Consider the following 25,071-nt stretch of genomic DNA (forward strand, 5'->3'; position numbering starts at 1 on the left):
GAGGGCATGATGCGGCGGGCGCTCATAGCTGCGGTGATCACTATCATCTGCGGCCTGTCGCCCGCCCGCGCTGCCGACGCCGCCTTCACGCAGTTCATCGCCTCGCTCTGGCCGGAGGCGCAGGCCGCCGGCGTGTCGCGCGCGACATTCGATGAGCAGACGCGCGGGCTCGAGCCTGATTACAAGCTCCCCGACCTGATCCTGCCCGGACGGCCTGCCACCGGCGCACCGTCGCAGGCCGAGTTCGTGCAGGTGCCGGCCGACTACGTCAAGGAAGCCTCGATCGCGCGGCTTGCGGGCGAGGGGCAGCGGCTGCTGCAAAAATATCGTCCGGCGCTGAGCGAGATCGAGAAGAAATCCGGCGTGCCGGCCACCATCATGCTCGCGATCTGGGGCCGCGAGACCGATTACGGCCGCTACACGCTGCCTTACGATCTCGTGCGCGTGCTGGCGACGCAGGCCTATGTCGGGCGACGCAAGGACACCTATCGCAACGAGTTCATCCTCTCGCTGAAGATCCTCGGCGAGGGCGTGGTGACGCGCAAGGACATGCGCTCGTCCTGGGCAGGAGCCACCGGGCTCACGCAATTCCTGCCGTCCGAATATTACAAGCACGGTGTCGACTTCGAAGGCGACGGCCGCATCGACATCTGGCATTCGGTGCCGGATGCACTGGCCTCGGCCGCGCAACAGCTCGTCAACAAGGGCTGGCAGAGCGGCGTGCGTTGGGCTTACGAGGTGCAGGCGCCGGCCAAGGTCGATTGCACCAGCGGCGTGCCCGAGGTGACGAAACCGATCGGCCAGTGGCTGCGCGAAGGTTTTGTGCCGGTGCGTGGCGAGAAGCTGAGCGCTGCCGAGCAGGCGCAGCCGGCCTCGCTGCTGCAGCCGGAAGGCATTTACGGCCCGTCGTTCCTGACGACGAAGAACTACTTCGTCATCAAGGAGTACAATTTCTCCGACCTCTACGTGCTGTTCGTCGGCCATCTCGGCGACCGCATGACGAGCCCGCTGCCGTTCGCGACACAATGGGCGGCCTCCAAGCAGTTGCGCACCAAGGACGTCGAGACCATGCAGCGCGGGCTCACGCGCGTCGGGCTCTACAAGGACAAGATCGACGGCAAGGCCGGGATGCAGACGCGCGCGGCGCTCGGCGCCTACCAGAAGTCGGCAGGCATCAAGGTCGATTGCTGGCCGAGCGAAGAGGTGCTGCGCTCGATCCAGGCGGCGCGGTAACGGGCTCAACTCTTCACCAAAGAAAAAAGCCCGGCCGAGGTGCTCGGCCGGGCTTCGATCGCGGCGCGGATGCGCCATGCGATCGGATCCTGCGATCAGATCAGTAGCAAACGCGAACCGGGCGGACGACCCAGCCGTAACCGTCCCAATAGCGCTGGCGCTGCCAGTAGCAGGGCGCGGGCGGCGGGGGCTCGGCAATGTAGACCGGTCCGCCATAGGCGGGACGGCTCGACGCGATGGCGCCGCCGACGATGGCGCCACCGATCAGGCCGGCTGCGATGCCGGCGCCGACGCCGTCATGGGCCTTCGCGGACGGAGTGGCGGTCACCAGCGAACCGGCGATCGTCGCAACCGTGAGGGCGGCAACAAAAGTCTTCTTCATGCTCTTGGCTCTCCTGGGAGATGGACGTCCCTTGTTAGGAGCGCCCGGGTTTCAAAGGTTCACGCACACTCTGATGAAATCGACCGTGCAGCTAGGAAGCGCGCAATTGGTCAATCCACGGTAAACGCGCACGGAGCTGTGACGAGAAAAAGCGGTCTTTTTCAGGCCCGGAGATGAACGGCGCGTCCGTAGCGAACCTGTTCAGCGCGCCTCAGCCACAGACTCTGACGCGGCGGGTGCGCCAGGCGTAGCCATCCCAGAAGCGCTGCCTCTGCCAGACGCAGCCGTCGCCGTAATAGTCGTCGGCGACATAGCCGGGACCCGGCGCGTAGTAGCGCGGCGGGTAATAGCCGGGGCCATAGGAGTAGCCCGGACCGGGTCCGTAATAATACGGAGACGCCAGCGCGCCGCCGACAATGGCGCCACCGATGATCCCGGCGGCCACGCCGGCGGCGACACCACGCTGAGCGTGGGCCGGTGTCCCGGCCGCGAGGGCCAGGGTGGCGACGGCGGCGACCGTCAGTAAGAACTTCTTCATTGGCGTGACCTTTCGCACGAACAGGTGGGAACTCTTTGGGGGGTAAAGTTCCATACTTCGTTTGAATGATCAATGAACGGCACCTTTGTCGGGAGCGACCAATTCATGGATCGCAGGTCCGCGAGGGAGACGACGATGGGCAACGCGATGATGAATACTCTGATCGCTGCCGGGGTCATTTTCGCGATTGGCTATGGCTGGTTCACCCATCTCCAGAACCGTGGACGGCGCTCGCGCGCGGGGGCCGGCAGTGACGGAGGGAGTAACGGCGACGGCTATTCAGGGGCCAGCGACGGCTTCTCGCTGGGGAGTTGGTTTTCCAGCGACAGCTCCGGGAGCTCGAGCGACAGCTGTTCCAGCAGCGATAGCGGTAGCAGTGGCGGGGATTGCGGAGGTGGCGGCGATGGTGGTGGAGGCGGTGGCGGGGACTAGGTCCGCCAAGATCTTGATCCAGCACAATTACCTATTTTAGAGCCGTTCTAGGCTGTTTCCGGGCCAGTTTGGAATAGCTTCAAATACCGGTTTTTCCCTTTGCATCCGGACGGCCCCTTAAATATCGATGATGACGCATCACCGAAGGGCCTGCCGCTTCCATGATCGTTTGTTCCTGTAACGTGCTGAGCGATGACGACATCCGAGCCGCGGTCGCCGAGTCGGACGACGCCGTACGTCATGCCAAGCAGGTCTATGGATGCCTCGGCTGTAGCGCCGAATGCGGCCGTTGCGCCCGTACCATCAAGACCATCATCGACGAAACGCTTGGCCCCTGCGCCAAGTCCTGCTGCTCGGGCTGCCCGCACAGCCACACCGTGGCCGCCAATGACGAGACGGCCGAGCTCACCCGGTTCGCCCTCGCGGCCTGCTGAAAACTTCCGCAATTTCGACTGAGCTTTTCCCCGGCTGCGTCCCCGTGGCCGGTTGCTCTCGTCCTTAAACTGATTTAGAAGCGTTCTAAAGTCGGTTAGGGCCGATTTGGACGCAAGATTTGGAGTGCATCATGCAGGGCGACGCAAAAGTCATCGACTATCTCAACAAGGCGCTGCGCCACGAGCTGACTGCAATCAACCAATACTGGCTGCACTACCGCTTCCTCGACAATTGGGGCCTGCGGGACATGGCCAAGGTCTGGCGCAAGGAGTCCATCGAAGAGATGGAGCACGCCGACAAGCTCACCGAGCGGATCCTGTTCTTCGACGGCTTCCCGAACATGCAGGTGCTCGATCCCCTGCGCATCGGCCAGAACGTCAAGGAGATCATCGAGTGCGATCTCGCCGCCGAGATGAGCGCGCGGGCGCTCTACCAGGAGGCCGCCGGCTATTGCAACGGCGCCAAGGACTACGTCACCCGTGACCTGTTCGAGAAGCTGATGAGCGACGAGGAGCACCACATCGACTTCCTCGAAACCCAGCTCGACCTGATCGGCCGCATCGGCCTCGAACTGTACACGCAGAAGCACGTCGGCGGGCTCGAGGGCGAGGGGCACTAAGCTCCGGCGTTAGCCGCATACTCGGTGTCGTCCCCGCGAATGCGGGGACCCATAACCACAGGGAGTAATTGCGGCGCGAGCTGGTAACTCCGAGTCATCGTCAAACCACGGCCTGTGGTTATGGGTCCCGGATCGGCGCTGCGCTTGTCCGGGACGACACTGTGGTTGGTGCCAGAGCTACAGCTGCGTCTTGTAGCGCTCTTCCACGATCTCCTGGCTCTCCGGCTCCCCCAGGCCCGTCTGGTCGTGGATGACCTGGCCGATGCTGGGCATCACCGAGCGCTGCACCTTCTCCGGTGACCATAGCTTCGAGCGCATCAGCGCCTTGCCGCAGTGGAAATAGACTTCGCTGACCGCGACGTTCAAGACCGCGCGCGGCGGCTTGCCGAATTCCACCATCGATGCGAGCAGATCCGGATCGGCCGAGAGCGTGCCGCGTCCGCCGACGCGCAGCGTCTCGTCGATGCCGGGGACGAAGAACAGCAGATGCACGAAGCCCGAGCCTTCGACGACGTTGCGAAAACTGTCGATCCGGTTGTTGCCGGCACGGTCGGGCATCAGCACCTGGTTGGGGCCGGCGACATGGACGAAGCCAACCCCTCCGCCGCGCGGCGATGCATCGACGCTGCCGTCGACGCCTGACGTTGCAAGCACGCAGAACGGCGACATCTCGATGAATTTCTTCGCATGCGCATCGATCGCGGGACGCGCCTTTGCGACCACGCGTGGGCTCGGCTTGGCATAGATGGTGGCGAGGTCTTCGGCGCAAAGATCGGTCACGAAGGTCTCCCTGATTGAGGGCCACAAGATAGCATTCTCCGGCTCGATCGCTATCCCCGAAATAAGCAGGTGCGGCCCAGTGTAGCCACGGCATGACGCAGGTGGCGTAGACCAGAAATTTCGCTTATAACGGGTGTCGTACTTTGTTGCTTTTCAAGCGAGGAATTCGTCATGGCCCCAACGCAGGCAATGCGGGTGGCGGGCGATCGGCCACGCCGTCGCAAGCATGTCCCGGGACAATTGATCGTTCGGTTGAAGCCGGCCGCTGCCCGGCAGATCGCGGCAGCCTCGCTTCAGGCGACAACGTCACGCGCGCTGATGGCTGCAATGCCCGACGACGTCAGAGGTCCGATCGATTTCCTGCGCGACAATTTCGGGCTTCAGTCGATGAAGCCGCTGTTCGTGGTCGGCGACGATGAGGCACCCGCGCAGCCCCAGGCGATGGCTTTGGCCGCGGTTCACCGCTCGATAGCACGCTCCGCAACGGCGCCGCCGCGGGAGGCGCTGGCCGGATTTCAGATCGTGCAGTTGAAGGACGGGAAGGTCGATGCGGGCCTCCTGAAGCGCCTGCGTGCTTCCAGGGCGGTGGATCTGGTTGAGCCCGTTCCCAACCGGTGGCTCAGTGCCGCCGCCGATCCCATGAAGATCAGGCAGTGGGGGCTTCGCGCCATCAGATGGTTCGATCGACCGCGGCCAGGTGCGGGGCGGGTTCATGTCGCTGTGCTCGATAGCGGTGTCGACGCCGGACATCCCGATCTCGTGGACGCGATCGAGGAATATCGGCACGACGGCAACGGACCGCGTGATTTTCTCGGTCATGGCACCCATGTCAGCGGCACGATCGCGGCCGTGGTCAATAACTCGGTCGGTATCGCAGGCCTGGCCAATTGCCGGTTGCACTGCTGGAAGGTGTTCGACGATCCCAAGCGCGCAGGCGACGACGAGAATTTCAACTTCGATTTCTACAGCAAGGCGCTCGCGGCCGCGCTCGATTCCAACATCAAGGTCATCAACCTCAGCATTGGCGGCGAGGACCATTCAAAGACGGAAGCGACGGCCTTCGCCGAACTGATCGAAGCCGGCGTCGTCATCTCCACCGCGATGGGGAACGAGTTCGAGGACGGCAATCCGAAGGAATACCCGGCGGGCTACGTGGACACGATCGGAGTTGGCGCCGTCGACGAGTCCCATCGGCGCGCTTCGTTCTCCAATACGGGGAAGCACATCAAGCTGGTCGCGCCGGGCGTCAACATCCTGTCGACGGTGCCCCAGGTGAAGGCAAGCTTCGCCGACCATACAAGCTACGATTCCTGGCCCGGAACGTCGATGGCAACACCGCATGTGACCGGTGCCGCTGCGCTCGTCTACATCAACAAGGCAAAATCCAGGGCGTCCGGACTTGCGGTCGCCAAGCGCCTGATCGCGACTGCGACCAAATTGCCGGCGATGCGAGGCAAGGATTTTACGCCGGAATACGGCGCCGGCCTGCTGGACGTTGCCGCTGCGCTCGGCCGCGCGAAAGCGGCAGGGAAATCGGGCAGGAAGACTGCCAAGAAGGCTGCAAAGGCGAAGCCGGCGAGAAAGGGACGAAAATAGATTCCGCGACCTTGATCGGGTGCCGCGAGCGGCTAGCTTTGCATCATGTCCGTGCAATTCAAATTCCACGACCATGTCGATCAGCGCCGGCGGCGCAAGATCATCAAGACGCTCGGCGATGCCGGCTATGCCGCCGAGAGCCTGTTTCCGGGACAGAAGCGGCAAAACCTGGCCGCGATCTTCACAGTCGCCGAGGCCGACGCCAAATCCGTTCGTGCCGCGCTCGACGATTTCGGCGATGACATCGAATATGTCGAGGCCTCGCCCAGGCGAGACCTCAAGGCCTGAGCGGCCTACACCGCATCGGCCGGCACGAAGCAACTGATGATGATCGCGCCGCGATGGTGGACGTACCACACAACGGCCTGGCCGACCGGATTGCCGCGATCGCGGATGATGGCGCGCTCGGGCACCTCCATCCACTGTCCCTCGATCGGTACCCAATAGGTGCCGCCCCGCACATCGTAGTCGGTGCGATGGCCGTCGGAGATGTCGCAGCAGGGCACGCCGTTCGGCGCGATCACGCTCTTGAACCAGGCGCGGATGTCGGGCGGCACATGGTCGTATTGGCCGTTGTCGAACGCGAACGCGGCGCTCGTCTGCGCCATCGTCGCGGCCAGCCAAACGCACAGCGCGAGCCTGTGCATGCGATCCTCCGTCGCGTTCGATTCGTATCGTTGATGCGATTAAGCCCGAGCTGTCAGCGCAATGCATGCTCAAATAATATGCGGCGCGAGAGGCGCCGCATATGATGCGTTGCGGTATGGGCGGCCAGCCAGACGCACAGTGCGAGCCTGCACGTACGGTCCTTCCTATCGCGTCTCAAGCGATGCAAGCAGCGACTTAGGCGCGACATTGCGCCATGCCATCTCGAGTGCGCTCCGCAACGTCACCCGATCGATCTTCGCCAGCTTCACATTCGTGCTGCCGCTCCTGCCCCAGGCGCCGGGGACCGGACGAAACATCTCCGGTTCCGCGTCGATGAGCACGGCCTGCTGGTCGGGAGTGAGCTTCACCATGCCCCATTTTTCATCGGGATAGCCCAGCGTCGCGAACACGCGCTTGCCGACACGAAAGTCGGCATGGCCGTGATGTGCGCCCTCGATGACGCCGGGAAGCGCCAGCGCAGCCTTGCGAAAGCGAGCATTCGACATGCGGTCTTGCCGCTCCGCTCACATCGTCCGCTGCGGCGCGGTTTGCAGCAATTGCCTGACCTGCTCGACGTAGAATTTCGCGTTGCCGGTGGTGCCGTGGCCGCGCGTCTCGGTGCTCGCGGGGATCAGATACAGCTTGCCGCTCTTGACCCGCTTCATCGCGGCGTCCGTGATGCCGGTCTCCGGCGGGTTGCGCTCGTCGTCGGCGGAGTTGATCAGCAGTAGGGTCGCCTCGATCTGCTCGAGCTTGTCACCGGCATTGTAGTCTTGCGAGGAGCCCCACTGGTAGAGGAAGTCGTTGGCATCCGCCGTGATCGGTGTCGCCAGCCGTTCGTCGACGATCTTGTCGGCCTTGGCCGCGGTCGGCGCCTGTTGCTGATAGGCGAGAGTGCCGCCGATGCTGGCGATGCCGTAGGCGGTGATGGCGTATTTCATCATGCGCGGCTGGCTGGTGTAGTTGCCGCCGTTGTAGTCGGGATCGTTGCTGATGGTGTCGAGCATGATCCGCCGCATCATCCAGTTGCGTGAGGCCATCTCGGTCGGCTGCGAGGCCATCGGCACCAGCGCGTCCATCTCCTGCGGATATTTCTCGCCCCACAGCCAGGTTTGCATGCCGCCCATCGAATTGCCGATCACGAGCCGCAGATGTTTGACGCCGAGGCCTTCCTTCACGAGGCGATGCTGCGCCTCGACCATGTCGTCGTAATTGTATTTCGGGAAGCTCGTCTTCATGCCGTCGAACGGTTTTGACGATTTGCCGTGGCCGATCGCGTCGGGGATGATGATGTAATATTTGGACGCATCGAGCGGCTGTCCCGCACCGAACAGCTCGCCGGCGAAGGCGGGCGACAGCATGCTCGCGCCCGAGCCGCCGGTGCCGTGCAGCACCAGCACGGGCTGGCCAGAGGGCTCGCCGACAGTGGTGTAGTGCAGCTTCAATTCCGGCATGGTCTCGCCGGTGTGCAACTTGAAGTCCTTGGCGATCCAGTCGCCCTGCTTCGGCGCTGGATAATCGGCGGCCATAACCGGCGTTGCGATGGACAGCAGGATGGCCGCTAGCGCCGCGCAAGACGTTTTCATGTTTCTCTCCCCATGCGGCTCATGGTCGGCCGCGTTGGACGCGATCTTATCAGCTGGTCACGGAGGATCGAGACCGGACCCATCATCGCCCCCCGAAAAACATTCCCCGATGGTGCGGCGCGCAAGGGGAATAATTGCGGATCAGATATGGCTGGTCCTGCCTATGACACGGCTGCGCCCGGGATGTAGGATTTCGGCCTCGCCGATCGTCCTCAGGGGAACACCGCTACGGGAGAGCCTGCATGTGCCGCAACATCAAGACGCTGTTCAACTTCGAGCCGCCCGCGACGGAGGACGAGATCCACGCCAGCGCGCTCCAGTTTGTGCGCAAGCTTTCCGGTTTCAACAAGCCGTCGCAGGCCAATGAAGAGGCGTTCGAGCTTGCGGTCGCGGAAGTGTCGGCGGCTGCGCGAAAGCTCCTGACTTCGCTGCACACCCATGCGCCGGCGCGGGACCGTGAGATCGAGGCGGAGAAGGCCAAGGAGCGTTCGCGGCTGCGGTTCGGTTAGGCGGTCTCTGCGTCCATTCCGTGATCTGGCTCACGGTGAGAGCGGCCTCAAATTGCGATGACGTCCGCCGGGGTTTTGACAGCCCGGAGCACGACCATGAGCCGCCCCCTTATTCCTCTCAGAGCAGGTGCCGTCACCTTCACCGTGCTGTGGACCGCATGGATGATGTGGTGGAGCGGCTCCTACAGCAGCGTCAACCTTGTCATCCTGACGCTGCTCGGCACGCTGGTCGGCTATCTCTGGTACCGCGCCATGCGCTGGCAGTTCGAGCGCATGGGCATGCTGCCGCGCAAGGATGAGTCCTCCGGGGCGTCGAAGCAACTTCCGCCCGGCTAGTCCTTGTGGCCGTGCTTCTTCTTTCTCTTCTTCTTCCGGTGATCGTCGCCTTCGCCGTCGTCGGCCTCGTCATCGACGATCGCCTCTTCAACCTCGTGCACGGCGGCTTCCAGCGCCTCGCGCTCGGCGGCTTCACGCTCGCGCTGGCGGCGGCGCTCGTCCCAGGCGTCGAAGAGTTGATCGAGCCACGGCAGCACCTGCTCGATCGACGGCAGCTGGCCGGGCGGTCCGGGCTCGCCGCGTGGGCCTTGCGGCCCCGCCGGCCCCTGCGGTCCGGCCGCGCCCCGAGCACCGGATTCGCCGGGCTTGCCCGGCAGGCCGGCCTTGCCCTGCGCTCCGGCCTTGCCGGCCGCCCCAGGCTTGCCTTGCGGTCCCGGCTTGCCACGCTGGCCGTCCGGCCCTCGCTTCCCCGGATGACCCTGCGGCCCCTGCCGTCCCTGATCGTCTGCCACGCCACTACTCCCTCTAAGGAAGCAAGCTACTTAGCGGCGTTTGACGACAGCAGCAATTCCGCCCGCGCATCGCGACGGGCTTGATCAACATCAATCGACAGCAGGAGACACCGTGTCATTGGATAGCGTGGAGCCACAACCTTGCGAGGAGCGACCCATGCGTGCAGCGTGGAAACTATTCTGCATTTCGGTAGTCATCCTTGCGGCGGCGCTCGGCCTCGCTCATCTGCTGGTGCCCGATATCGTGCCGGTCGCGTTCGCCGAGGAGCCGCAGGCGGCATGGGCGGTCTTGACCGCCTTCATGCTCCGCGCCATCGAGATGATCGCGGCCGCGGTCGCGACCATCTCGCTTGCGGTTCTTGCCGGCGGAACGATCCAACTTGCGTGGTCGCGTGCTAGTCGTGATACGCGGGGACGTCGATGCCGGACGCTGCATAGATCCTGATCTTGTTGCGCAACGTGCGCACCGACAGGCCGAGCACGCGCGATGCGCGCGTGCGGTTGCCGTCGCAGCGTGCGAGCGTCTGGAGCACGAGCTCGCGCTCGACCTCGTCGACGGTCGCACCGATCAACAGCGGAACGATTTGGTTAGGGGCAAGAAATTGCGCGCCCGGATCGGACGCAGCGACATGAACAGTGGTCATCAACACACCTCCCGATCAACGCCCGCTTCCATCTTTGGAAGCGATCGAGAACCAACGGCCCCCTAGCCGTAGATCTACGGTGGGCGGGTTTGGTTAATCAAAGGTTAATCGCGGACGATCGCACCAATTGACCTTGGGATTGCCGCGAAGGTGCCGCGATTGGCACGGGATGCATAGCGATGCGGGCCGATTTTGCGCGCCCGCTCACACCGTCCGGTACCCGCCGTCCACCATCACGATCGTCCCCGTGACATAGGCCGACAGATCCGACGCCAGGAAGATCGCGGGGCCCACGATGTCCTCGGGCTTGCCGGTGCGCGCCAGCGGGGTGTGATCGACGAAGGCCTGCACCAGCGCCGGATTGGTCGCGCGCACGTTGGCGTTGATGTTGGTCTCGATGAAGCCCGGCCCGATCGCGTTGACGCGCACGCCTTCCTTGCCGAGCTCGACGGCGAGCGCCCTGGTGAAGCCGAGCACGCCGTGCTTCGAGGTCGTATACGCCGCCGAGCTCGGCGTGCGCAGATGCACGAAGGACTGGATCGAGCCGATGTTGACGATGCGGCCCCTGGCGGCCCGCAGCGGCGCGAGGAACGCCTGCGTCACGTTGAAGACGCCGTTGAGGTTGAGCGAGATGATGTCGTTCCAGTCCTTCGCCACCGTCTCCGTGTCCGCGGTGAAGGCGTTGCGGCGGGTGATGCCGGCATTGTTGACGAGGATCGAGACCTGCCCGACCTTGTCGGCGACCTGCCTGGCGAGCGCAAAGCAGTCGTCACGCTTGGTGACATCGAGCGCAAAGCTCTCGGCCTTGCCGCCGGCCTTGCGGATCTCCTGCGCGGCCTCCGCGACCGTGTCGGCGTTGACGTCGAGCAGCACCACTTGCGCGCCCTCGCGGGCGTAGCCGGCCGCGATCGCCCGGCCGATGCCGGATCCGGCGCCCGTGACGACGGCGATGTGGTTTGCGAGCAATGCCATGACAATTTCCTCCCGGATTCATTTCGAAGTTTCATGAAAGGCTAACTCGAAATTAAGGGGTCGGAAACGGCCGCCTTGGCATACTGATCTTCATTGCTAAACGTTGCGCGCATGATGGGACGGCTTGAATCCTGGAAACTCGCTCTCGAACGCCTGCGGTCGGCGCAGCCGGCCGACTGGCCCGAGGCGGGCCGGCTCGTAGCCGAGATCGTGCGCATGAGCACGGATGCCACGCTGCGCCAGGCGGCCGAGCAGGCGCTTCCGGTGCTGCGCCAGGCCGCGGACAATGACGATCACAGCATCACGCTGGCGGCCCAGCGCCGCGTCGGCGTGATCCTCGAGGTCGTCCATGATCTCACCGCGCCACGCTTCGGCCGCCGCAACGCCATGCCGAAGAAGCTCTCCAGCGAGGATCGTGCCCGCAGGATGCTCGGCCTGCCGCTCGCCGTGCAGCTCACCTGCGACGACATCAACCAGGCCTATCGCCGCGCCGCCAAGGGCAAGCATCCCGACCAAGGCGGCAGCGCGCAAGCCTTCATCGACCTCGCCGCCGCGCGCGACATCCTCATCCATCCCGGCGCGCACAAGGACGCGTGAGAGCGCGCTGTCGCTGCACCTCGCCGGTCCGCTCTGTGCAGGCCATAAAAAGAGCGGGCAAGAACGCGTCGCGCCCTTGCCCGCTCGTCGTCCGCCGATCGAAATTTTACCAGGTGCAGTGACCGCTCTTCAACGCGTGATCCTTCAGCACGAGTGCGTCGACGAAGGTCGGCACGGTCGTGCTGACGCGGGCGTAGTCAGAGGGCCACGGCGCGGTCGGGATGCTCTCGTCCCAGATCTGGCAGAAGCCGGTGTCCTGCCCGCGGATCAGGTGATAGCTGGCTTCGGCAGGGCTCGCGGCGACGAAGGCAGTGACGGCAAAACCCGCAGCAGCGCACAGCACGGAAATACGACGCATGATCAGCTCCTCAAATGAAAGATGTGATGCACCTCCCGACAATGATGGGGAGGCATGGTGTGGGGCGCTTTTGGGGATGCGCCCCGGACAAGTTGTGAGTAGCTCCGCCGGCTGATCAGGTTCAAAGCGTGCGCGCTTGAAATGCGCCATTTGAGCCGGAAAAAGCCTGCGCGCGCCTGCAAAGGAAAAGGGCGGGTCGCTCGCGCGGCCCGCCCTCAAAATCAAATTCGTCGCGTGACGCTCAGAGCGTGCAGCGGCGCTCCGAGCGCAGCTTGATCTGGAGATCCGAAGCCGCGGTGAAGGTCGGGACCGGCTTGCTGACGACCTTGTAGGTCGACGCGCCCCACTGGAACGGCTTGTACTTCAGGTCCTCGTTCCAGACCTGGCAGATGCCGGTGTTGTCCCAGCGGATCACGTAATAGCCGGCTGCTGCCGACGCCGGCACGGCAAACACGGAAGAGGCGATGCCGGCAACGGCACAGAGGGCGAGAACGCGACGCATGAAAAAATTCTCCTTGTGGGGAAGTGTGACCCGAAAATTCGTGCGGTAAAAGCAGGTCCTTGGCAAGCCGAGGGGCGGCCGTTTCACGGATATGTCAGGGGGAGCCGTGCACTTGGTTCGGCCGAGTGCCCGGCAAGACACATACGCCAAGACACATGCGCCAAGACACATGCGCTAAGCGTGGCTCACTTCGCCAGCGATGCAATTGCCTCGATCTCGATCAGCATTTTCGGGTCGGGCAGGGCCTGCACCACGCAGGTGGTGCGCGCCGGGTAGGGCGGCGGGCCGAACGCGCCGGCATAGAGTGCGTTCATCGTGGCGACGTCGGAGGCGCGCGTGAGCAGCACGTTGACCTTGACGAGATCGCGGACCGTCGCGCCGGCTTCGTCCAGCACGCGCTTGATGTTGACGGCGACGTTGGCGAACTGCGCCTCGAAACCGTCCGGCAGCGCGCCATTGCCGTCGAAGCCGGGAATGCCGGAGACGAACAGGAGATCGCCGACACGCGTGGCAAAGGACAGCGGCGGCGCCTTGACGTGCGGTGGGGGTGCGAAATGCTGAATCGACATGGGATCACCTCGGATGGAACGGTCGCGTCGCCCGCACGAGCGTAGCGACATGCGGGGGAGTTGCAATCGGCATTGGGGAAGGCGGGCAAAACAAAAAACGCGAAAACAACCCCATGCACAGTAGAAATCGTGAGTGTTTCAAATTCGGTATAGCCGAACAATTCACTTGCTCCGTCGGGCAAAACAGGGGCAGGATGGCATCATGACGGTGGTGCTGGTTTGCGCGGACTGTTCCTTCGCCTCGTCCCGCTTGCGGGGAGAGGCCGACGCGCTCGGCAGCGCACTTGCGCGCCTGAGCGCGGCGGGTGAGGGGGACTCTCCGCGAGTCCAACTCCTACCGCTTATGCCGAAGTAGCCCCTCACCCCAACCCTCTCCCCGTAAGGACGGGGCGAGGGAGCGCACCGCGCAGGCCTCACGCTCCATCATGTTGCCGCCGCGATCCATCGGATACATTCGCTGCGTCTGATTCGATCCTCCCTTGAAAAATAGCCCCCGGAGACGCCCCATGAAGCTCGCTACCACCTTCCGCGCCGCGCTGGTCGCCATTGCCGCTCTGGCCGGCCTTTCGACCTCGGCGCTGGCCGACGGCGGCACCGTGGTGCTAACGATCTACAAGGCGGGCTGGATCATCGGCGGTTCGGGCGGCTCGGGCGTGCTGAACTTCCGCGGCCGCTCCTATTCGCTCTCGACCGGCGGGCTCGACTACGGCCTCGTGTTCGGCGGCTCCAAGACCGTGCTGCGTGGCCGCGTCTCCAACATCAACCGCCCCTCCGACGTCGCCGGCGTCTATGGCGCGGCCGGTGCAGGCCTCGCCGTCGGCCGCGGCGCCCGCGCCATCGTGCTGACCAACCAGAAGGGCGCGGTGCTTGAGCTGTCGGGCTACCAGACCGGCCTGATGGCGAACGCGGATCTGAGCGGGCTCGCGATCACGATGCGGTAGGGCGCGGAGTGTAGGCGTAGGGTGGGCAAAGCGAAGCGTGCCCACCATTCGTGCCGCAAATGCGGATGCATGGTGGGCACGGCGCGCAATGAGCGCGCCTTTGCCCACCCTACGAACTAACCCACCCTACGAATTACGCCCGCTCACCGCTGCATGAATCCGCTCGCAATGCGCGACGAGATTGGCATGCGCATCGACAAAAGCCTTCAGCGGCGTCGGGATCGGAAAATAATAGATGTTGGCGATGAAGCCGTAGATGCCGGCATCACAGCTGGTCGGCACGGCGCCGTGGACGAAGCCCACGGCGGGAACGATCTCCGCCAGCACTTCCAGATCGGCCAGGCCCCGCGCGTAAGCCTGCTCGGGCGTGTAGCGGCCGATGCCCTGGAAATAATAGCGCTGCGAATTATACGCCTTCGCCTTTTCCAGTCCCTCGGCATCGAGTTGCGGATGCTGCGCGATGAAGGCGTCGCGGAACGCCGGATAGTAGCGATCGTCCTTCCAGCGCGAATACGACATCACCCAGTAGAGATCGTCCAGCATGCGGGTGACGAGATGGTTGGTCCGCCGTGCGTCCTGCGACAGCGCGGCATCGATGGTCAGGCGATATTTGGCGATCGCATGCGCAATGATGGTCTCGCTGTCGCCGATGGTCTCGCCGTCGTCGACGACGTAAGGCAGCTGCCCGCGCGGTGCGGCAGAGGCATCGAAGACGTGTTCGTGCACGAACGGCACGCCTGCGAGCTTCAGGAACGCGTAGACCTTGAGGCCGTAGCCGTTGTTGTCGGCGACTCCGAACAGTTCCGGGTAGGAATAGAGGGTCAGCATGGTTGCTCCCTTCAGCGCGATGGCACCTTGGCGTGTTGCTCCGTCGTGGCCGCTTGCGCGGCCTTGCTGGCGCGGATCATCAGGAACGCGCCGGAAGAGCCAGGCAGCCGCCAGCGCCCGTCGATTTCGGTCGCCTCGGCGTTCACCGTGCCTTCGTAATGGACCGTGTCGTATCCGTGGCCGGGCGGCTCGTAGTGTTTGACGAACGAGACCGCGTTGCCGGAGCGCTGACCCGCGATCGAGGCGTTGTGGGTGCGGAGCGGGCATCGCGGGTTCGAGCAGGGCTCGGTCACGCTTCCGCTGAGCGCGCCGCCGGTTTCGACCAGAGTTGCGGTGAAGGTGACCATTCCGGTGCCCGGTTGAATGTAGCTGCCATCCCAGACGCCGGAGAGATCGTTGCTCATGCGGTGCCTTCCTGGGATGATGCGGGCCGGTTGATATCAGGCTCTTCCATCTCAAGTCGTATCGCCGGAGCGACGGGCTGGCAACAGTCCTTGCGCATTGTGCGCAGCGTCATTCGATCGGAGGACGCCCGGCGTCGCCCGTTCGACGTATGGGATCGGAAATGTACCGGCTTCAGTGAGAGGCGCGGGCTCTATTTGCCGGTCGATGCGGCGGTGAACACCGCCAGTTGCGCATCGAACGCCCGCCGGAATGCAGGCCGCGCCTCGCCGCGGGCGACATAGGCCGAGAGGTCGGGATATTCCTCCAGCAGGCGAGATGCATTCAACCGGCGCAGCACCGTCACCATCATGAGATCGCCGGCGCTGAACGCGCCGTCGAGCCACTCGGCCTCGCCGAGGCGACGCGACAATTCGCCGAGCCTGATACGGACGCGATCCTTCAGGACACGCAGCCGCTCCTCGTACCAGCTCTTGTCGCGCTCAAACAGCATCGCCATCCCGAACTCGACGATCGGCGGCTCCAGCGTGTTGAGCGCGGCAAATATCCATGCGATCGCGCGGCTCCTCGCATTCGCATCCTTTGGCAACAATCCATCGTGGCGCTCGGCGATATGCAGCACGATCGCGCCCGACTCGAACAAAGCGAGATCGCCGTCCTCATAGGTCGGAATCTGCCCGAACGGATGCAGCGCAAGATGGGCGGGGTCCTTCATCGCCGCGAACGACACCAGGCGGACGTCGCAGGGCAGGCCCACTTCCTCCAGCGCCCAGCGAACCCGCGTATCGCGCGCCTGTCCCTTGCCGCGGTCGGGCGAGTTTTCGAAGGCTGTGATGGTGGGCATCTGGCGGCTCCGGGGTGATCGGCGTTGCATTCAAAGGACGAATGGCCGGCTCGGGTTCCGACAGGGGGCGCCGTAAAAAGTCCTGCGCCCGTGTCGGAACTCCGTTCCGCCGCTCGTCCTTGGAGCGATGGTCGCGCGTCCGGTCCAAGACGAAAGGATACAACTTCATGACGTCAATCACGCCGTTCCTCTGGTTCGCCAACAACGTCCCGGAAGCCGTCGCCTTCTACAACGAGGTGTTCCCCAACGCAAAAGTCGAGACCGTCAGCGACTCCATGGCGGTGTTCGAACTCGAAGGCCAGCGCTTCCACGCGCTCAACGGCGGGCCGCAATACCGCTTCACCGAAGCGGTCTCGTTCTTCATCAGCGTGGAGACGCAAGCCGAGGTCGACTACTTCTGGAGCCGCCTCACCGCCGACGGCGGCGAGGAATCCCGCTGCGGCTGGCTCAAGGACAAATTTGGACTGTCCTGGCAGGTGATCCCGTCCGCGCTCGGCCGCTACCTCGGCGATTCCGACCGCACCAGAGCGAACCGTGTCATGCAGGCGATGATGGAGATGCGGAAGATCGTCATCGCGGACCTCGATAGGGCGTATGCGGGGTGAGGGGCTGACGGTGTCGTAGGGTGGGCAAAGGCGTGCTCTTCGCGCGCCGTGCCCACCGTTCGTCCGGATTTGTGGAGAGATGGTGGGCATGGCGCAAGAGCGCCTTTGCCCACCCTACGAGGCCAGTGATCCGCATCGCCAAATCGCCTTGTATCGCTATACTGCCGACCATCAGCAGGATGGTGACCCCATGGGAAACGAATTGGAAGGCAAGGTTGCTGCCGTGACCGGGGCCGCGTCGGGCATCGGGTTGGCGAGTGCGGAGGCAATGCTGGCCGCGGGCGCGCGCGTGGTGATGGTCGACCGCGACGAGGCCGCGCTGAAGGCGCTCGGCAACAAGCATGGCGACGCCGTGATCCCGCTGGTCGTGGACCTCCTGGATCCCAGGGACTGCGCATCGTTGCTGCCGCGCGTCCTGGAGCAGGCAGGCCAGCTCGACATCCTGCATGCGAATGCCGGCACCTATGTCGGTGGCGATCTGGTCGATGCCGACAATATGGCCATCGACCGGATGCTGAACCTGAATGTCAACGTCGTGATGAAGAACGTGCACGACGTGCTGCCGCACATGATCGCGCGCCGGAGCGGCGACATCATCGTCACGAGTTCGCTGGCGGCGCATTTTCCGACGCCCTGGGAGCCGGTCTATGCGTCGTCCAAATGGGCGATCAACTGCTTCGTCCAGACGGTGCGGCGCCAGGTCTTCAAGCACGGCATTCGCGTCGGCTCGATCTCGCCAGGCCCGGTCGTCAGCGCACTGCTCGCGGACTGGCCGCCCGAGAAGCTGAAGGAAGCCAGGGAAACGCGCAGCCTGCTGGAGGCCAGTGACGTGGCTGAGGTCGTGATGTTCATGCTGACGCGGCCGCGCGGCATGACCATTCGCGACGTGGTCATGCTGCCGACCAATTTCGATCTTTAGGGCGCATGCTCTCGTCGTGCCGTAGGGTGGGTTAGCGCAACCACTCCTGTCTCCGCGGGGACAGACCTCGGTGGATTACGCTGCGCTAATCCACCCTACGATCTGATCCACGCCGCGAGTTCTCGCCACGGCTCCAGCGTCCAATGCCCGGACGCGGCGCCGGACGGCGAGGGAAGCACGAACATGTCGGGAAGCTTCTCGTCGCGTTGCTGCCGCCCCAGCGCAATCCGGCTCGACGGCCTGCCGTAAAACAAGCTCGCGGCCTTCTTGCTCGTGAACGCAATCGTCCGCGGCCGATATTTTTCGATCTTGGCCCTGAACCCCGGCACGTCGATCGTCTCCGCCGCGATCTGGTGATCCATCCCCGCGGCCGACTTGGAGAGATCGGTGAAGCCGATCCCGAGTTCGATCAGCGTCGCGAATTCGCTCGGCTGATAGCGCCGCGGCGTGATGCCGGCCTCGTGAAGCGCGCGCCAGAAGCGGTTGCCGGGATGGGCGTAGTAGTGTCCGACCGCGGCCGAGTGCGTGCTGGCGGCCGTGCCGACGAAGACGAGGCGGAGGTTGGGGCGGAGCTGGTCGGGGAGGCGGTGGGGTGAAGAGGTGAGCAAATGCTATCGCAATCCGTGGTTTTCTTGATGACCGCGGCAGACATCAGCGGAATAATCCTGCGCCAATTTGACGATGTATCTCTGGAATACCTTCGAGTTCCAGTTCACCTTGACGCTATAGAAATGCTCAAAGCGTTGTTCTGCTCTTATCGTGGCAACGCCTCTAACGCCGTCAATGGCTCCAGGATCAAAGCCGGCTGCCTTCAAGCACAGCTGGCGAGACTTCCACACCTCTTTAATTCGAGTTGGTGTCGACTGCTGGCTCAAGCCCAGATCATTCGTGGCCTCACTGATTAGGCTTTCAGGATCTCCTGGAATGCTGCCATCAACCGTACAGACGTAATGCACGGGTGGAGGCGGTGGTAGTTCAGCGTGGTGTGGGACATGACCAAACGCTGTTGAGACCAACAGATGAGCAACTACCGCTATGAAGAGATCCCTGCTGAAATGTTTAGCGCTCTCAATTGTTATCGACGCCCGAAACTTTGAAAAATAGGACCCGGTGACGGCTTGGTCCAGATTCTCGATACTGAATTTAATCTTTCCGCCGAGAAACGGAATGGCTAGAAAGTCGTCGCCAAAACTTATCCCGACTTCGCTAAAATAGCTGTCCTGCTTCGACTAGAGGTCGTCTAGCGAACCGTCGTCCTGGGAAATTACATAAGGATAGATCGGTCCGGTTTCTGACGTTGCAGGTCGAACCAACGTTGGAATATCAAATAGAGCTAGCGCGCGAGCGGTTTGGTCCACCAATCGCTGGCGGAGAAAAAACCTCGCCATCCTATCGTATTGGTCGGTGGTCTTCAGGTCGAGTTGTGGCCCATCGAGTAATGAAACACTGAGCAAAATACTTTTCATCATTCCAACACTCCAACTACAGCTCTACAGAGCTTTGTTTTGCACCTGGAATAACGCGGCCTCAAACGTCTAGTGCTCTTCGGGGAGAATGGTCCTCGAAAATTACTGAGTTGCTGATGGATATCTTATCTACCAAGGGTAGGTTGGTCAAAAACCAAAAAGCAAAAAAGCCGGGCAGTCGCCCGGCTTTTCACCCTCATTAGGTATTCAAGATAACCTTGGAGGCATCCCGAGGTCTCTCACAGCACCCGGTTACTCTCCTTCACCTTCTCCGCATCCAGATAAACGCTTGAGCCCATTTCCTTGAACTTCGCGCTCATCTTCGCCATGCCGTCCTCGGCCGTGCCGCTCAGCGACATACCCACGCTGTTCGGATCATTCAGCGTCGCCGCATAATCCCGCACGTCCTGCGTGATCTTCATCGAGCAGAACTTTGGCCCGCACATCGAGCAGAAATGCGCGACCTTGTGGGCTTCCTTCGGCAGGGTTTCGTCGTGGAAGTTCTTGGCCGTATCAGGGTCGAGGCCGAGGTTGAACTGGTCGCTCCAGCGGAAGTCGAAACGGGCGCGGGAGAGTGCGTCGTCGCGGAGCTGGGCGGCCGGGTGGCCCTTGGCGAGGTCGGAGGCGTGGGCGGCGATCTTGTAGGTGATGACGCCCACCTTGACGTCGTTACGGTCAGGGAGGCCGAGATGCTCCTTCGGCGTGACGTAGCAGAGCATGGCGCAGCCGAACCAGCCGATCATGGCCGCACCGATGCCCGAGGTGATGTGGTCATAGCCCGGTGCGATATCGGTGGTCAGCGGTCCGAGGGTGTAGAACGGGGCTTCGCCGCACTCCTTGAGCTGCTTGTCCATGTTGATCTTGATCTTGTGCATCGGCACGTGGCCGGGGCCTTCGATCATAACCTGGCAGCCCTTGTCCCACGCGATCTTGGTGAGCTCGCCGAGCGTCTTGAGTTCGGCGAACTGCGCGCGGTCGTTGGCGTCGGCGATCGAGCCAGGACGGAGGCCGTCGCCGAGCGAGAACGAGACGTCATACTTGCGCATGAGGTCGCAGATCTCGTCGAAATGGGTGTAGAGAAAACTCTCCTTGTGATGCGCCAGGCACCACTTCGCCATGATCGAGCCGCCGCGCGAGACGATGCCGGTGACGCGGTTGGCGGTAAGGTGGATGTAGGACAGGCGCACGCCGGCGTGGATGGTGAAGTAGTCGACGCCCTGCTCGCACTGCTCGATCAGCGTGTCCTTGTAGAGCTCCCAGGTCAGTTTGACCGGATCGCCTTCGCACTTCTCCAGCGCCTGGTAGATCGGCACGGTGCCGATCGGGATCGGCGCATTGCGCAGAATCCATTCACGAGTGGTGTGGATGTTGCGGCCGGTGGAGAGGTCCATCACGGTGTCGGCGCCCCAGCGGATCGCCCACACCATCTTGTCGACTTCCTCCTCGACCGACGAGGTCACCGCCGAGTTGCCGATATTGGCGTTGATCTTGGTCAGGAAGTTGCGGCCGATGATCATCGGCTCGAGTTCGGCATGGTTGATGTTGCAGGGGATGATGGCGCGGCCGCGCGCGATCTCGGAGCGGACGAATTCCGGGGTGATGAACGCAGGGACTTCGGCGCCGAAGCTCTCGCCGTCGGCGAGCGCGGCTTCCGCGCGATCGAGCTGCTTTTTGCGGCCGAGATTTTCGCGCTCAGCGACGTAGATCATCTCCTTCGTGATGATGCCGGCGCGGGCGAATTCGAGCTGGGTGATCTTGTGGCCGTCGAGGCCGCGTAGCGGCTTGTGGTGCGCGGTGAAGGCCTTTGCGGCATGCGAGGCGCCGACGTTGCCATTGTCCTCCGGCTTGATATCGCGGCCCTGATACTCCTCGACGCCGCCGCGTTCCCTGACCCAGGCAAGGCGGTTGCGGGCGAGACCGGCGTTGACGTCGATCGTCACGGACGGGTCGGTGTAGGGCCCCGAAGTGTCGTAGACCGGCAGGTTCGGCTCGCCGGCGCCTTCGGAGAGGATGATCTCGCGCAACGGCACGCGCATGTCGGGCGCAGCGTCCGGAGACGCGAAGATTTTTCGTGACGAGGGCAGCGGGCCGGTGGTGACGGCGGGAACGGTCTTTTCGGGGTTGGAGCGGATGTTCATGGGATCCTCCGGTTAATTCGCGTGTGTCGCTGTGCGAGAGACAATTACCGCCGTCATCCCCGCGAAAGCGGGGATCCAGTACTCCGAGGCGATGCGGCTAGAGCCGAGAGGCTGCGGCGTACTGGATCGCCCGGTCAAGCCGGGCGATGACAGTGGAGTGCGTTGAGGGAGCGGGGCGTGCATCACGCGGCCTCCTTGGATTGGCCGAGCCACTGCCGCACCCGCGCATCCGGGTCGGCATTTTGCGTGACGTCGCTGACGACGGCGATGGAATCGGCGCCGGCGGCAAAGATCTCCGCGGCGTGCTCGAACTTGATGCCGCCGATCGCGACCAGCGGGATGGTGCCGATCCGCTTCTTCCATTCCGTGATCTTCGGAATGCCCTGCGGTTCGAAGCGCATCGATTTGAGCGTGGTGAAGAAGATCGGACCCAGCGCGACGTAGTCGGGTTCTGCGGCGAGCGCGGTCTCTAGCTCCGCATCGTCATGGGTGGAGACGCCGAGCGACAGGCCGGCCTCGCGGATGGCCTTGAGGTCCGCGTCCGCCAGGTCTTCCTGGCCGAGATGCAGATATTTTGCGCCGGCGACGACGGCCGCGCGCCAATAGTCGTTCACGACCAGCTTGGCCTGCGTGTCCTTCGTGATCGCCAGCGCATCGGTGACGATCTGGAGCGCGTCGGCGTCGTTGAGGTCTTTCGCGCGCAGCTGGATGGTGCCGACGCCGAGCTTGGTCAGGCGTTCGACCCATTTGAGGCTGTCGACGACGGGATAGAAGCGATCAGGATACGGCATGCCAGAATGGTGTCCCAACGACAGGGGTGGAGGGGGAGGCGAAGTCGCGGGCGTTCATCAGCCCGGCTTCGTAGGCGGTGCGGCCGGCATCACAGCCGAGACGGAAGGCATTGGCCATCGCGACGGGATCGGCGGCTTTTGCGATGGCCGTGTTGAGCAGCACGGCGTCGTAGCCGAGCTCGAGCGCCTCGGCCGCATGCGACGGCGCGCCGATGCCGGCATCGACCACCAGCGTGATGTCAGGCAGCCGCTCGCGCAGCAGTTTCAGCGCGTCGCGGTTGGTGATGCCGCGGGCCGAGCCGATCGGCGCGGCCCAGGGCATGACGACCTTGCAGCCGGCATCGACCATGCGGTTTGCGACCGAGAGATCCTCGGTGCAATAGGGGAACACTTCAAAGCCGTCCTTGATCAGGATGGCGGCGGCCTCGACCAGGCCGACGACGTCGGGCTGCAGCGTGTCGTTGTCGGCGATCACTTCCAGCTTGATCCAGGACGTGCCGAACAGCTCGCGCGCGAGTTTTGCGGTGGTCACAGCTTCGCGCACGCTGCGGCAGCCGGCGGTGTTCGGCAGCACGCTGACGTCGAGCTCACGGATCAGATTCCAGAAGGCGTCCCCGGTCTTGCCGCCGGCGGCTTCGCGGCGCAGCGACACCGTGACGATGCTCGAGCCGGAGGCACGGATCGCCGCCTGCATGATCGCCGGCGAGGGATACAGCGCGCTGCCGATCAGCAGGCGGGAGGGGAAGGTTTTGCCGTAGAAGGTCACCATGTCCAAGGTGTCTCCTCAAATGACGGTGTCATCCCCGCGAAAGCGGGGATCCAGTATTCCAGAGGCCGTGCCGTGATACGGAGAAGCCGCGGCGTACTGGATCGCCCGGTCAAGCCGGGCGATGACAGCGGAGTATGTGGCGAGAGCATCATTCCCTCACCCTCCCTGCCGCGGCGTGATGATCTCGATCTCGTCGCCGGCCTTGAGGTGGGTTTCGGCCCAGCGGCTCTTCGGCACGACGTCGTAATTGAGCGCGATCGCGAAATGGGTGCCCTCGTAGTCGAGCTCGGCCAGCAGCGCGTCGACGCTTGCGGAATTCACCTCGCGTTGCTCGCCGTTGACGATCACGCGCATTGCATCACCTCATTGTCGATCTGGCCGCGCTGGACGTATTGCAGCGTCAGCTCGGCGAGCGCCGGCGCGATCAGGAAGCCGTGGCGGTAGAGGCCGTTGACGGCGATCCTCTCGCCACGAATGCCGATGCGCGGCAGATTGTCGGGGAAAGCCGGGCGCAAGCCCGAGCCGAATTCGACGATCCGCGCCTCGCCGAAGGCCGGATGGACGGCATAGGCCGCACCCAGCAGCTCCAGCGCCGAGCGCACGCTGACGCCGGTGTCCTCGGCCTCGATCGAGGTCGCGCCCAGCATGAACAGATTGTCCTCACGCGGGATCACGTAGAGCGGCCAGCGCGGATGGATCAGCCGCACCGGGCGCGCCAGCCGCACCTCGCCGGTCTCGATCAAGATCATCTCGCCCTTGACGCCGCGCAACTCCGGCTGCTCGTCGCGCGCGCCAAGGCCGCGGCAGTCGATCACGATGCCGTCGAGGTCTTTGGCGGAGACGTCGCTATCAAACTTGATGGTGCCGCCGGCGGCGCGGATGCGCTCGTGCAGCTTCGGCAGCACGCGGCGCGGCTCGACATGGCCCTCGGTCGGGAAGAACAGCGCATCGCGGAAGCGGCCCTCCAGCGACGGTTCGAGCTCGGCAAGGCTGGTCGCATCGAGCCGGCGGTGGCCTTCGGTCATCCGCGCAAAACGCTCGAAATCGTTGCGCTCGCGCGGGTGGGCGACGACGAGCGAGCCGTTGAAGGGGGTGTCGGGCAGCTCGCGCCGCCAGATGTCCAGGGAGCGCTGGCCGAGCCTGGAGATGATGGGTTCTGCGACCTCCGCCTCGCACCAGGGCGCGAGCATCCCGCCGGCCCAATGGCTAGTGGAATCGGTCATCGCGGCGTCACCGCGCTCGTGTAGCGTCACGGCATGGCCGGCCTGCGCGAACAACAGCGCCTGCCAGGCACCTGCAATGCCTGCGCCGATAATGGATACCGGGGAATCCGGTCGCTTGGTGGTCTGCAACATCCCTGTCCCTTCGCCGGCATGACCCGGATCAGGTTCAAAGGGTCACCGCGGTCCTGGGCCTTCTGACCCATTTAGCGGTATCTCAGCTCCTCCTCGGAGCACCCCTCGGAACGGCTCTAATGTATGCCAGCGGGACGGGGTGGTCAACGCGCTAGCCACAGGGCTGACATTCCGGCGCGGTCCGCCGGACCGAACCCCGGGTGCGCAATTGCGCACCGGGGAAGCTCGAGATTCCGGGCTCGATGCTTCGCATCGCCCCGGAATGACGCTGGCTAGTGGTTGGGAACCTGCGCCCGCGCATTGCTGACGCGCTGGGCCAGCTTCTTATGCGGCGCCGTCCCGAGCATCGGCTGCGGATTGCCGTTCGGCTCGAGCCAGGTGTCGCCCATATTGGCGACCTGCACGGCCTCCTGACGCTGCCGCTTTGCAACGTAGTAATAGCCGCCCGCGAAATAACGCACGGCTCGGGCGTGGTCGCCATTGGCGGCGCGATAGGCGCCGGCGAGGTATTTGACGGCGTAGGTGAGGTTGGTGTTGGGATCGCGCAGGCCGGCGGCGTCGCCGGTGTAGCCGACCCCGCGGGCGGTTGCGAGCTTGATCTGCATCAGGCCGATGGTGCCGCCGCGACCGATCAGGCCGGGCTGATAGCGGCTCTCGCGCATGATGACGCGATGCACCAGCGCTTCCGGCACGCTGTTGGCGCGGGCATGGGCCGCGACCATCTCGGCATATTCGGCTTCGCCCGCGAATGCGGCCTGCGGCAACATCAGCCCGGCCGCAGCGACCACGGCAATACGCAAAATTTTCATTGAATTATTCCTCGGC

General features: G+C 63.8%; 36 protein-coding genes and 1 riboswitch. Of the genes, 12 read left to right on the forward strand and 24 right to left on the reverse strand.

All coding sequences use genetic code 11. The features are described 5' to 3' along the window. Positions 1-6 precede the first annotated feature (6 nt). Positions 7-1,233, forward strand: a complete 1,227-nt coding sequence (locus HAP41_RS11485) for a lytic murein transglycosylase (RefSeq protein WP_166102212.1) — start codon at positions 7-9, stop codon at positions 1,231-1,233. Positions 1,234-1,333: 100 nt separating this feature from the next. On the opposite strand, the gene HAP41_RS11490 is transcribed toward HAP41_RS11485, so the two are convergent. Beyond that, positions 1,334-1,615: a hypothetical protein gene (locus HAP41_RS11490; RefSeq protein ID WP_071910256.1), complete on the reverse strand. Its 282-nt coding sequence runs from the start codon at positions 1,613-1,615 to the stop codon at positions 1,334-1,336. A gap of 211 nt (positions 1,616-1,826) precedes the next feature. After that, positions 1,827-2,153 (reverse strand): hypothetical protein, encoded by a 327-nt coding sequence (locus HAP41_RS11495; RefSeq protein WP_166102207.1) that lies wholly within the window; start codon positions 2,151-2,153, stop codon positions 1,827-1,829. Positions 2,154-2,288: 135 nt separating this feature from the next. Here HAP41_RS11495 and HAP41_RS11500 point away from each other — a divergent pair, with 135 nt between their 5' ends. From HAP41_RS11500 to bfr, 3 genes are all read left to right on the forward strand, one after another. Beyond that, positions 2,289-2,585 carry a hypothetical protein gene (locus tag HAP41_RS11500; RefSeq protein ID WP_224580881.1) on the forward strand — a complete coding sequence of 99 codons (297 nt, stop codon included), beginning with the start codon at positions 2,289-2,291 and terminating at the stop codon, positions 2,583-2,585. Positions 2,586-2,746: 161 nt separating this feature from the next. Continuing rightward, positions 2,747-3,019 carry a (2Fe-2S)-binding protein gene (locus tag HAP41_RS11505; protein ID WP_166102202.1) on the forward strand — a complete coding sequence of 91 codons (273 nt, stop codon included), beginning with the start codon at positions 2,747-2,749 and terminating at the stop codon, positions 3,017-3,019. 131 nt (positions 3,020-3,150) lie between these two features. Next, on the forward strand, positions 3,151-3,639 hold the full coding sequence (gene bfr / locus HAP41_RS11510; RefSeq protein ID WP_014492874.1) for a bacterioferritin: 489 nt from the start codon (positions 3,151-3,153) through the stop codon (positions 3,637-3,639). A 177-nt stretch (positions 3,640-3,816) separates the two neighbouring features. On the opposite strand, the gene HAP41_RS11515 is transcribed toward bfr, so the two are convergent. After that, a complete protein-coding gene (locus HAP41_RS11515; RefSeq protein WP_166102198.1) occupies positions 3,817-4,419 on the reverse strand; it encodes a pyridoxamine 5'-phosphate oxidase family protein in 603 nt (200 codons plus the stop codon). A 171-nt stretch (positions 4,420-4,590) separates the two neighbouring features. Here HAP41_RS11515 and HAP41_RS11520 point away from each other — a divergent pair, with 171 nt between their 5' ends. Continuing rightward, positions 4,591-6,015, forward strand: a complete 1,425-nt coding sequence (locus HAP41_RS11520; RefSeq protein WP_166102193.1) for a S8 family peptidase — start codon at positions 4,591-4,593, stop codon at positions 6,013-6,015. 45 nt (positions 6,016-6,060) lie between these two features. Continuing rightward, a complete protein-coding gene (locus HAP41_RS11525) occupies positions 6,061-6,303 on the forward strand; it encodes a hypothetical protein (RefSeq protein WP_085405162.1) in 243 nt (80 codons plus the stop codon). A 5-nt stretch (positions 6,304-6,308) separates the two neighbouring features. Here the strand turns inward: HAP41_RS11525 and HAP41_RS11530 are convergent, their stop codons facing one another. The 3 genes from HAP41_RS11530 to HAP41_RS11540 form a co-directional block, all read right to left on the reverse strand. After that, on the reverse strand, positions 6,309-6,662 hold the full coding sequence (locus HAP41_RS11530) for a hypothetical protein (protein WP_028152315.1): 354 nt from the start codon (positions 6,660-6,662) through the stop codon (positions 6,309-6,311). 165 nt (positions 6,663-6,827) lie between these two features. Continuing rightward, positions 6,828-7,169 carry an MmcQ/YjbR family DNA-binding protein gene (locus HAP41_RS11535; protein ID WP_166102188.1) on the reverse strand — a complete coding sequence of 114 codons (342 nt, stop codon included), beginning with the start codon at positions 7,167-7,169 and terminating at the stop codon, positions 6,828-6,830. A gap of 18 nt (positions 7,170-7,187) precedes the next feature. Beyond that, positions 7,188-8,249: an alpha/beta fold hydrolase gene (locus HAP41_RS11540; RefSeq protein ID WP_166102179.1), complete on the reverse strand. Its 1,062-nt coding sequence runs from the start codon at positions 8,247-8,249 to the stop codon at positions 7,188-7,190. A 242-nt stretch (positions 8,250-8,491) separates the two neighbouring features. Between HAP41_RS11540 and HAP41_RS11545 the strand changes: the two genes are divergently transcribed. Continuing rightward, the gene (locus HAP41_RS11545; RefSeq protein ID WP_028152312.1) at positions 8,492-8,758 is read left to right on the forward strand and encodes a DUF2277 domain-containing protein; all 267 of its coding nucleotides are present in this window, start codon (positions 8,492-8,494) and stop codon (positions 8,756-8,758) included. 96 nt (positions 8,759-8,854) lie between these two features. Beyond that, the gene (locus HAP41_RS11550; RefSeq protein WP_028152311.1) at positions 8,855-9,094 is read left to right on the forward strand and encodes a hypothetical protein; all 240 of its coding nucleotides are present in this window, start codon (positions 8,855-8,857) and stop codon (positions 9,092-9,094) included. Here the strand turns inward: HAP41_RS11550 and HAP41_RS11555 are convergent. The 4 genes from HAP41_RS11555 to HAP41_RS11570 all read right to left on the reverse strand — a co-directional run bounded on the left by HAP41_RS11555 (position 9,091) and on the right by HAP41_RS11570 (position 11,162). Further along, positions 9,091-9,546: a collagen-like protein gene (locus HAP41_RS11555; RefSeq protein WP_166102172.1), complete on the reverse strand. Its 456-nt coding sequence runs from the start codon at positions 9,544-9,546 to the stop codon at positions 9,091-9,093. The genes HAP41_RS11550 and HAP41_RS11555 overlap by 4 nt on opposite strands. A 175-nt stretch (positions 9,547-9,721) precedes the next feature. Next, the gene (locus HAP41_RS11560) at positions 9,722-9,925 is read right to left on the reverse strand and encodes a hypothetical protein (RefSeq protein ID WP_166102168.1); all 204 of its coding nucleotides are present in this window, start codon (positions 9,923-9,925) and stop codon (positions 9,722-9,724) included. 16 nt (positions 9,926-9,941) lie between these two features. Continuing rightward, a complete protein-coding gene (locus HAP41_RS11565; RefSeq protein ID WP_071910270.1) occupies positions 9,942-10,190 on the reverse strand; it encodes a helix-turn-helix domain-containing protein in 249 nt (82 codons plus the stop codon). Between the two features lie 204 nt (positions 10,191-10,394). Next, the gene (locus HAP41_RS11570) at positions 10,395-11,162 is read right to left on the reverse strand and encodes an SDR family NAD(P)-dependent oxidoreductase (RefSeq protein ID WP_166102164.1); all 768 of its coding nucleotides are present in this window, start codon (positions 11,160-11,162) and stop codon (positions 10,395-10,397) included. Positions 11,163-11,273: 111 nt separating this feature from the next. Between HAP41_RS11570 and HAP41_RS11575 the strand changes: the two genes are divergently transcribed. Next, positions 11,274-11,759 (forward strand): J domain-containing protein, encoded by a 486-nt coding sequence (locus tag HAP41_RS11575; protein ID WP_166102157.1) that lies wholly within the window; start codon positions 11,274-11,276, stop codon positions 11,757-11,759. A gap of 106 nt (positions 11,760-11,865) precedes the next feature. Here the strand turns inward: HAP41_RS11575 and HAP41_RS11580 are convergent, their stop codons facing one another. From HAP41_RS11580 to HAP41_RS11590, 3 genes are all read right to left on the reverse strand, one after another. Further along, positions 11,866-12,117, reverse strand: coding sequence for a hypothetical protein (locus tag HAP41_RS11580; protein ID WP_166102154.1), 252 nt, complete (start codon positions 12,115-12,117; stop codon positions 11,866-11,868). Positions 12,118-12,358: 241 nt separating this feature from the next. Then, positions 12,359-12,619 carry a hypothetical protein gene (locus tag HAP41_RS11585; protein ID WP_028152305.1) on the reverse strand — a complete coding sequence of 87 codons (261 nt, stop codon included), beginning with the start codon at positions 12,617-12,619 and terminating at the stop codon, positions 12,359-12,361. 185 nt (positions 12,620-12,804) lie between these two features. Next, on the reverse strand, positions 12,805-13,188 hold the full coding sequence (locus HAP41_RS11590) for a RidA family protein (protein ID WP_166102151.1): 384 nt from the start codon (positions 13,186-13,188) through the stop codon (positions 12,805-12,807). Positions 13,189-13,694: 506 nt separating this feature from the next. Here HAP41_RS11590 and HAP41_RS11595 point away from each other — a divergent pair. Beyond that, entirely contained in the window at positions 13,695-14,129 is a 435-nt protein-coding gene (locus HAP41_RS11595; protein ID WP_166102148.1) for a hypothetical protein, read from the forward strand. 126 nt (positions 14,130-14,255) lie between these two features. On the opposite strand, the gene HAP41_RS11600 is transcribed toward HAP41_RS11595, so the two are convergent. From HAP41_RS11600 to HAP41_RS11610, 3 genes are all read right to left on the reverse strand, one after another. Next, positions 14,256-14,957, reverse strand: coding sequence for a glutathione S-transferase family protein (locus HAP41_RS11600; protein WP_166102144.1), 702 nt, complete (start codon positions 14,955-14,957; stop codon positions 14,256-14,258). Positions 14,958-14,968: 11 nt separating this feature from the next. Continuing rightward, complete coding sequence (locus HAP41_RS11605) at positions 14,969-15,361, reverse strand: hypothetical protein (protein WP_166102139.1); 393 nt, start codon at positions 15,359-15,361, stop codon at positions 14,969-14,971. A 191-nt stretch (positions 15,362-15,552) separates the two neighbouring features. Beyond that, positions 15,553-16,203: a glutathione S-transferase family protein gene (locus HAP41_RS11610; RefSeq protein WP_166102135.1), complete on the reverse strand. Its 651-nt coding sequence runs from the start codon at positions 16,201-16,203 to the stop codon at positions 15,553-15,555. Between the two features lie 167 nt (positions 16,204-16,370). Between HAP41_RS11610 and HAP41_RS11615 the strand changes: the two genes are divergently transcribed. Beyond that, positions 16,371-16,808, forward strand: a complete 438-nt coding sequence (locus HAP41_RS11615) for a VOC family protein (RefSeq protein WP_166102132.1) — start codon at positions 16,371-16,373, stop codon at positions 16,806-16,808. A gap of 190 nt (positions 16,809-16,998) precedes the next feature. After that, on the forward strand, positions 16,999-17,727 hold the full coding sequence (locus tag HAP41_RS11620) for an SDR family oxidoreductase (protein WP_166102129.1): 729 nt from the start codon (positions 16,999-17,001) through the stop codon (positions 17,725-17,727). A gap of 95 nt (positions 17,728-17,822) precedes the next feature. Here the strand turns inward: HAP41_RS11620 and HAP41_RS11625 are convergent, their stop codons facing one another. From HAP41_RS11625 to HAP41_RS11660, 8 genes are all read right to left on the reverse strand, one after another. After that, complete coding sequence (locus HAP41_RS11625) at positions 17,823-18,335, reverse strand: mismatch-specific DNA-glycosylase (RefSeq protein WP_166102125.1); 513 nt, start codon at positions 18,333-18,335, stop codon at positions 17,823-17,825. A 3-nt stretch (positions 18,336-18,338) separates the two neighbouring features. After that, positions 18,339-18,602 carry a peptidoglycan-binding domain-containing protein gene (locus HAP41_RS11630; protein WP_166102119.1) on the reverse strand — a complete coding sequence of 88 codons (264 nt, stop codon included), beginning with the start codon at positions 18,600-18,602 and terminating at the stop codon, positions 18,339-18,341. An 830-nt stretch (positions 18,603-19,432) separates the two neighbouring features. After that, complete coding sequence (thiC, locus tag HAP41_RS11635; protein ID WP_166102115.1) at positions 19,433-21,331, reverse strand: phosphomethylpyrimidine synthase ThiC; 1,899 nt, start codon at positions 21,329-21,331, stop codon at positions 19,433-19,435. Positions 21,332-21,513: 182 nt separating this feature from the next. After that, entirely contained in the window at positions 21,514-22,122 is a 609-nt protein-coding gene (locus HAP41_RS11640) for a thiamine phosphate synthase (protein WP_166102111.1), read from the reverse strand. Then, the gene (locus HAP41_RS11645) at positions 22,109-22,891 is read right to left on the reverse strand and encodes a thiazole synthase (protein WP_166102107.1); all 783 of its coding nucleotides are present in this window, start codon (positions 22,889-22,891) and stop codon (positions 22,109-22,111) included. Before HAP41_RS11645 ends, HAP41_RS11640 begins: the two co-directional genes overlap by 14 nt. 156 nt (positions 22,892-23,047) lie before the next feature. After that, positions 23,048-23,245: a sulfur carrier protein ThiS gene (gene thiS, locus HAP41_RS11650; protein WP_028153774.1), complete on the reverse strand. Its 198-nt coding sequence runs from the start codon at positions 23,243-23,245 to the stop codon at positions 23,048-23,050. Continuing rightward, complete coding sequence (locus tag HAP41_RS11655) at positions 23,236-24,246, reverse strand: FAD-dependent oxidoreductase (RefSeq protein ID WP_166102103.1); 1,011 nt, start codon at positions 24,244-24,246, stop codon at positions 23,236-23,238. Before HAP41_RS11655 ends, thiS begins: the two co-directional genes overlap by 10 nt. Further along, a riboswitch (TPP riboswitch) is annotated at positions 24,234-24,362 on the reverse strand. (Overlaps the previous gene by 13 nt.) A 156-nt stretch (positions 24,363-24,518) precedes the next feature. Then, a complete protein-coding gene (locus HAP41_RS11660) occupies positions 24,519-25,055 on the reverse strand; it encodes a lytic transglycosylase domain-containing protein (protein ID WP_071910304.1) in 537 nt (178 codons plus the stop codon). Positions 25,056-25,071: the final 16 nt, after the last annotated feature.

It is taken from the genome of Bradyrhizobium barranii subsp. apii, from assembly GCF_011516635.5.
Lineage (GTDB): Bacteria > Pseudomonadota > Alphaproteobacteria > Rhizobiales > Xanthobacteraceae > Bradyrhizobium > Bradyrhizobium barranii.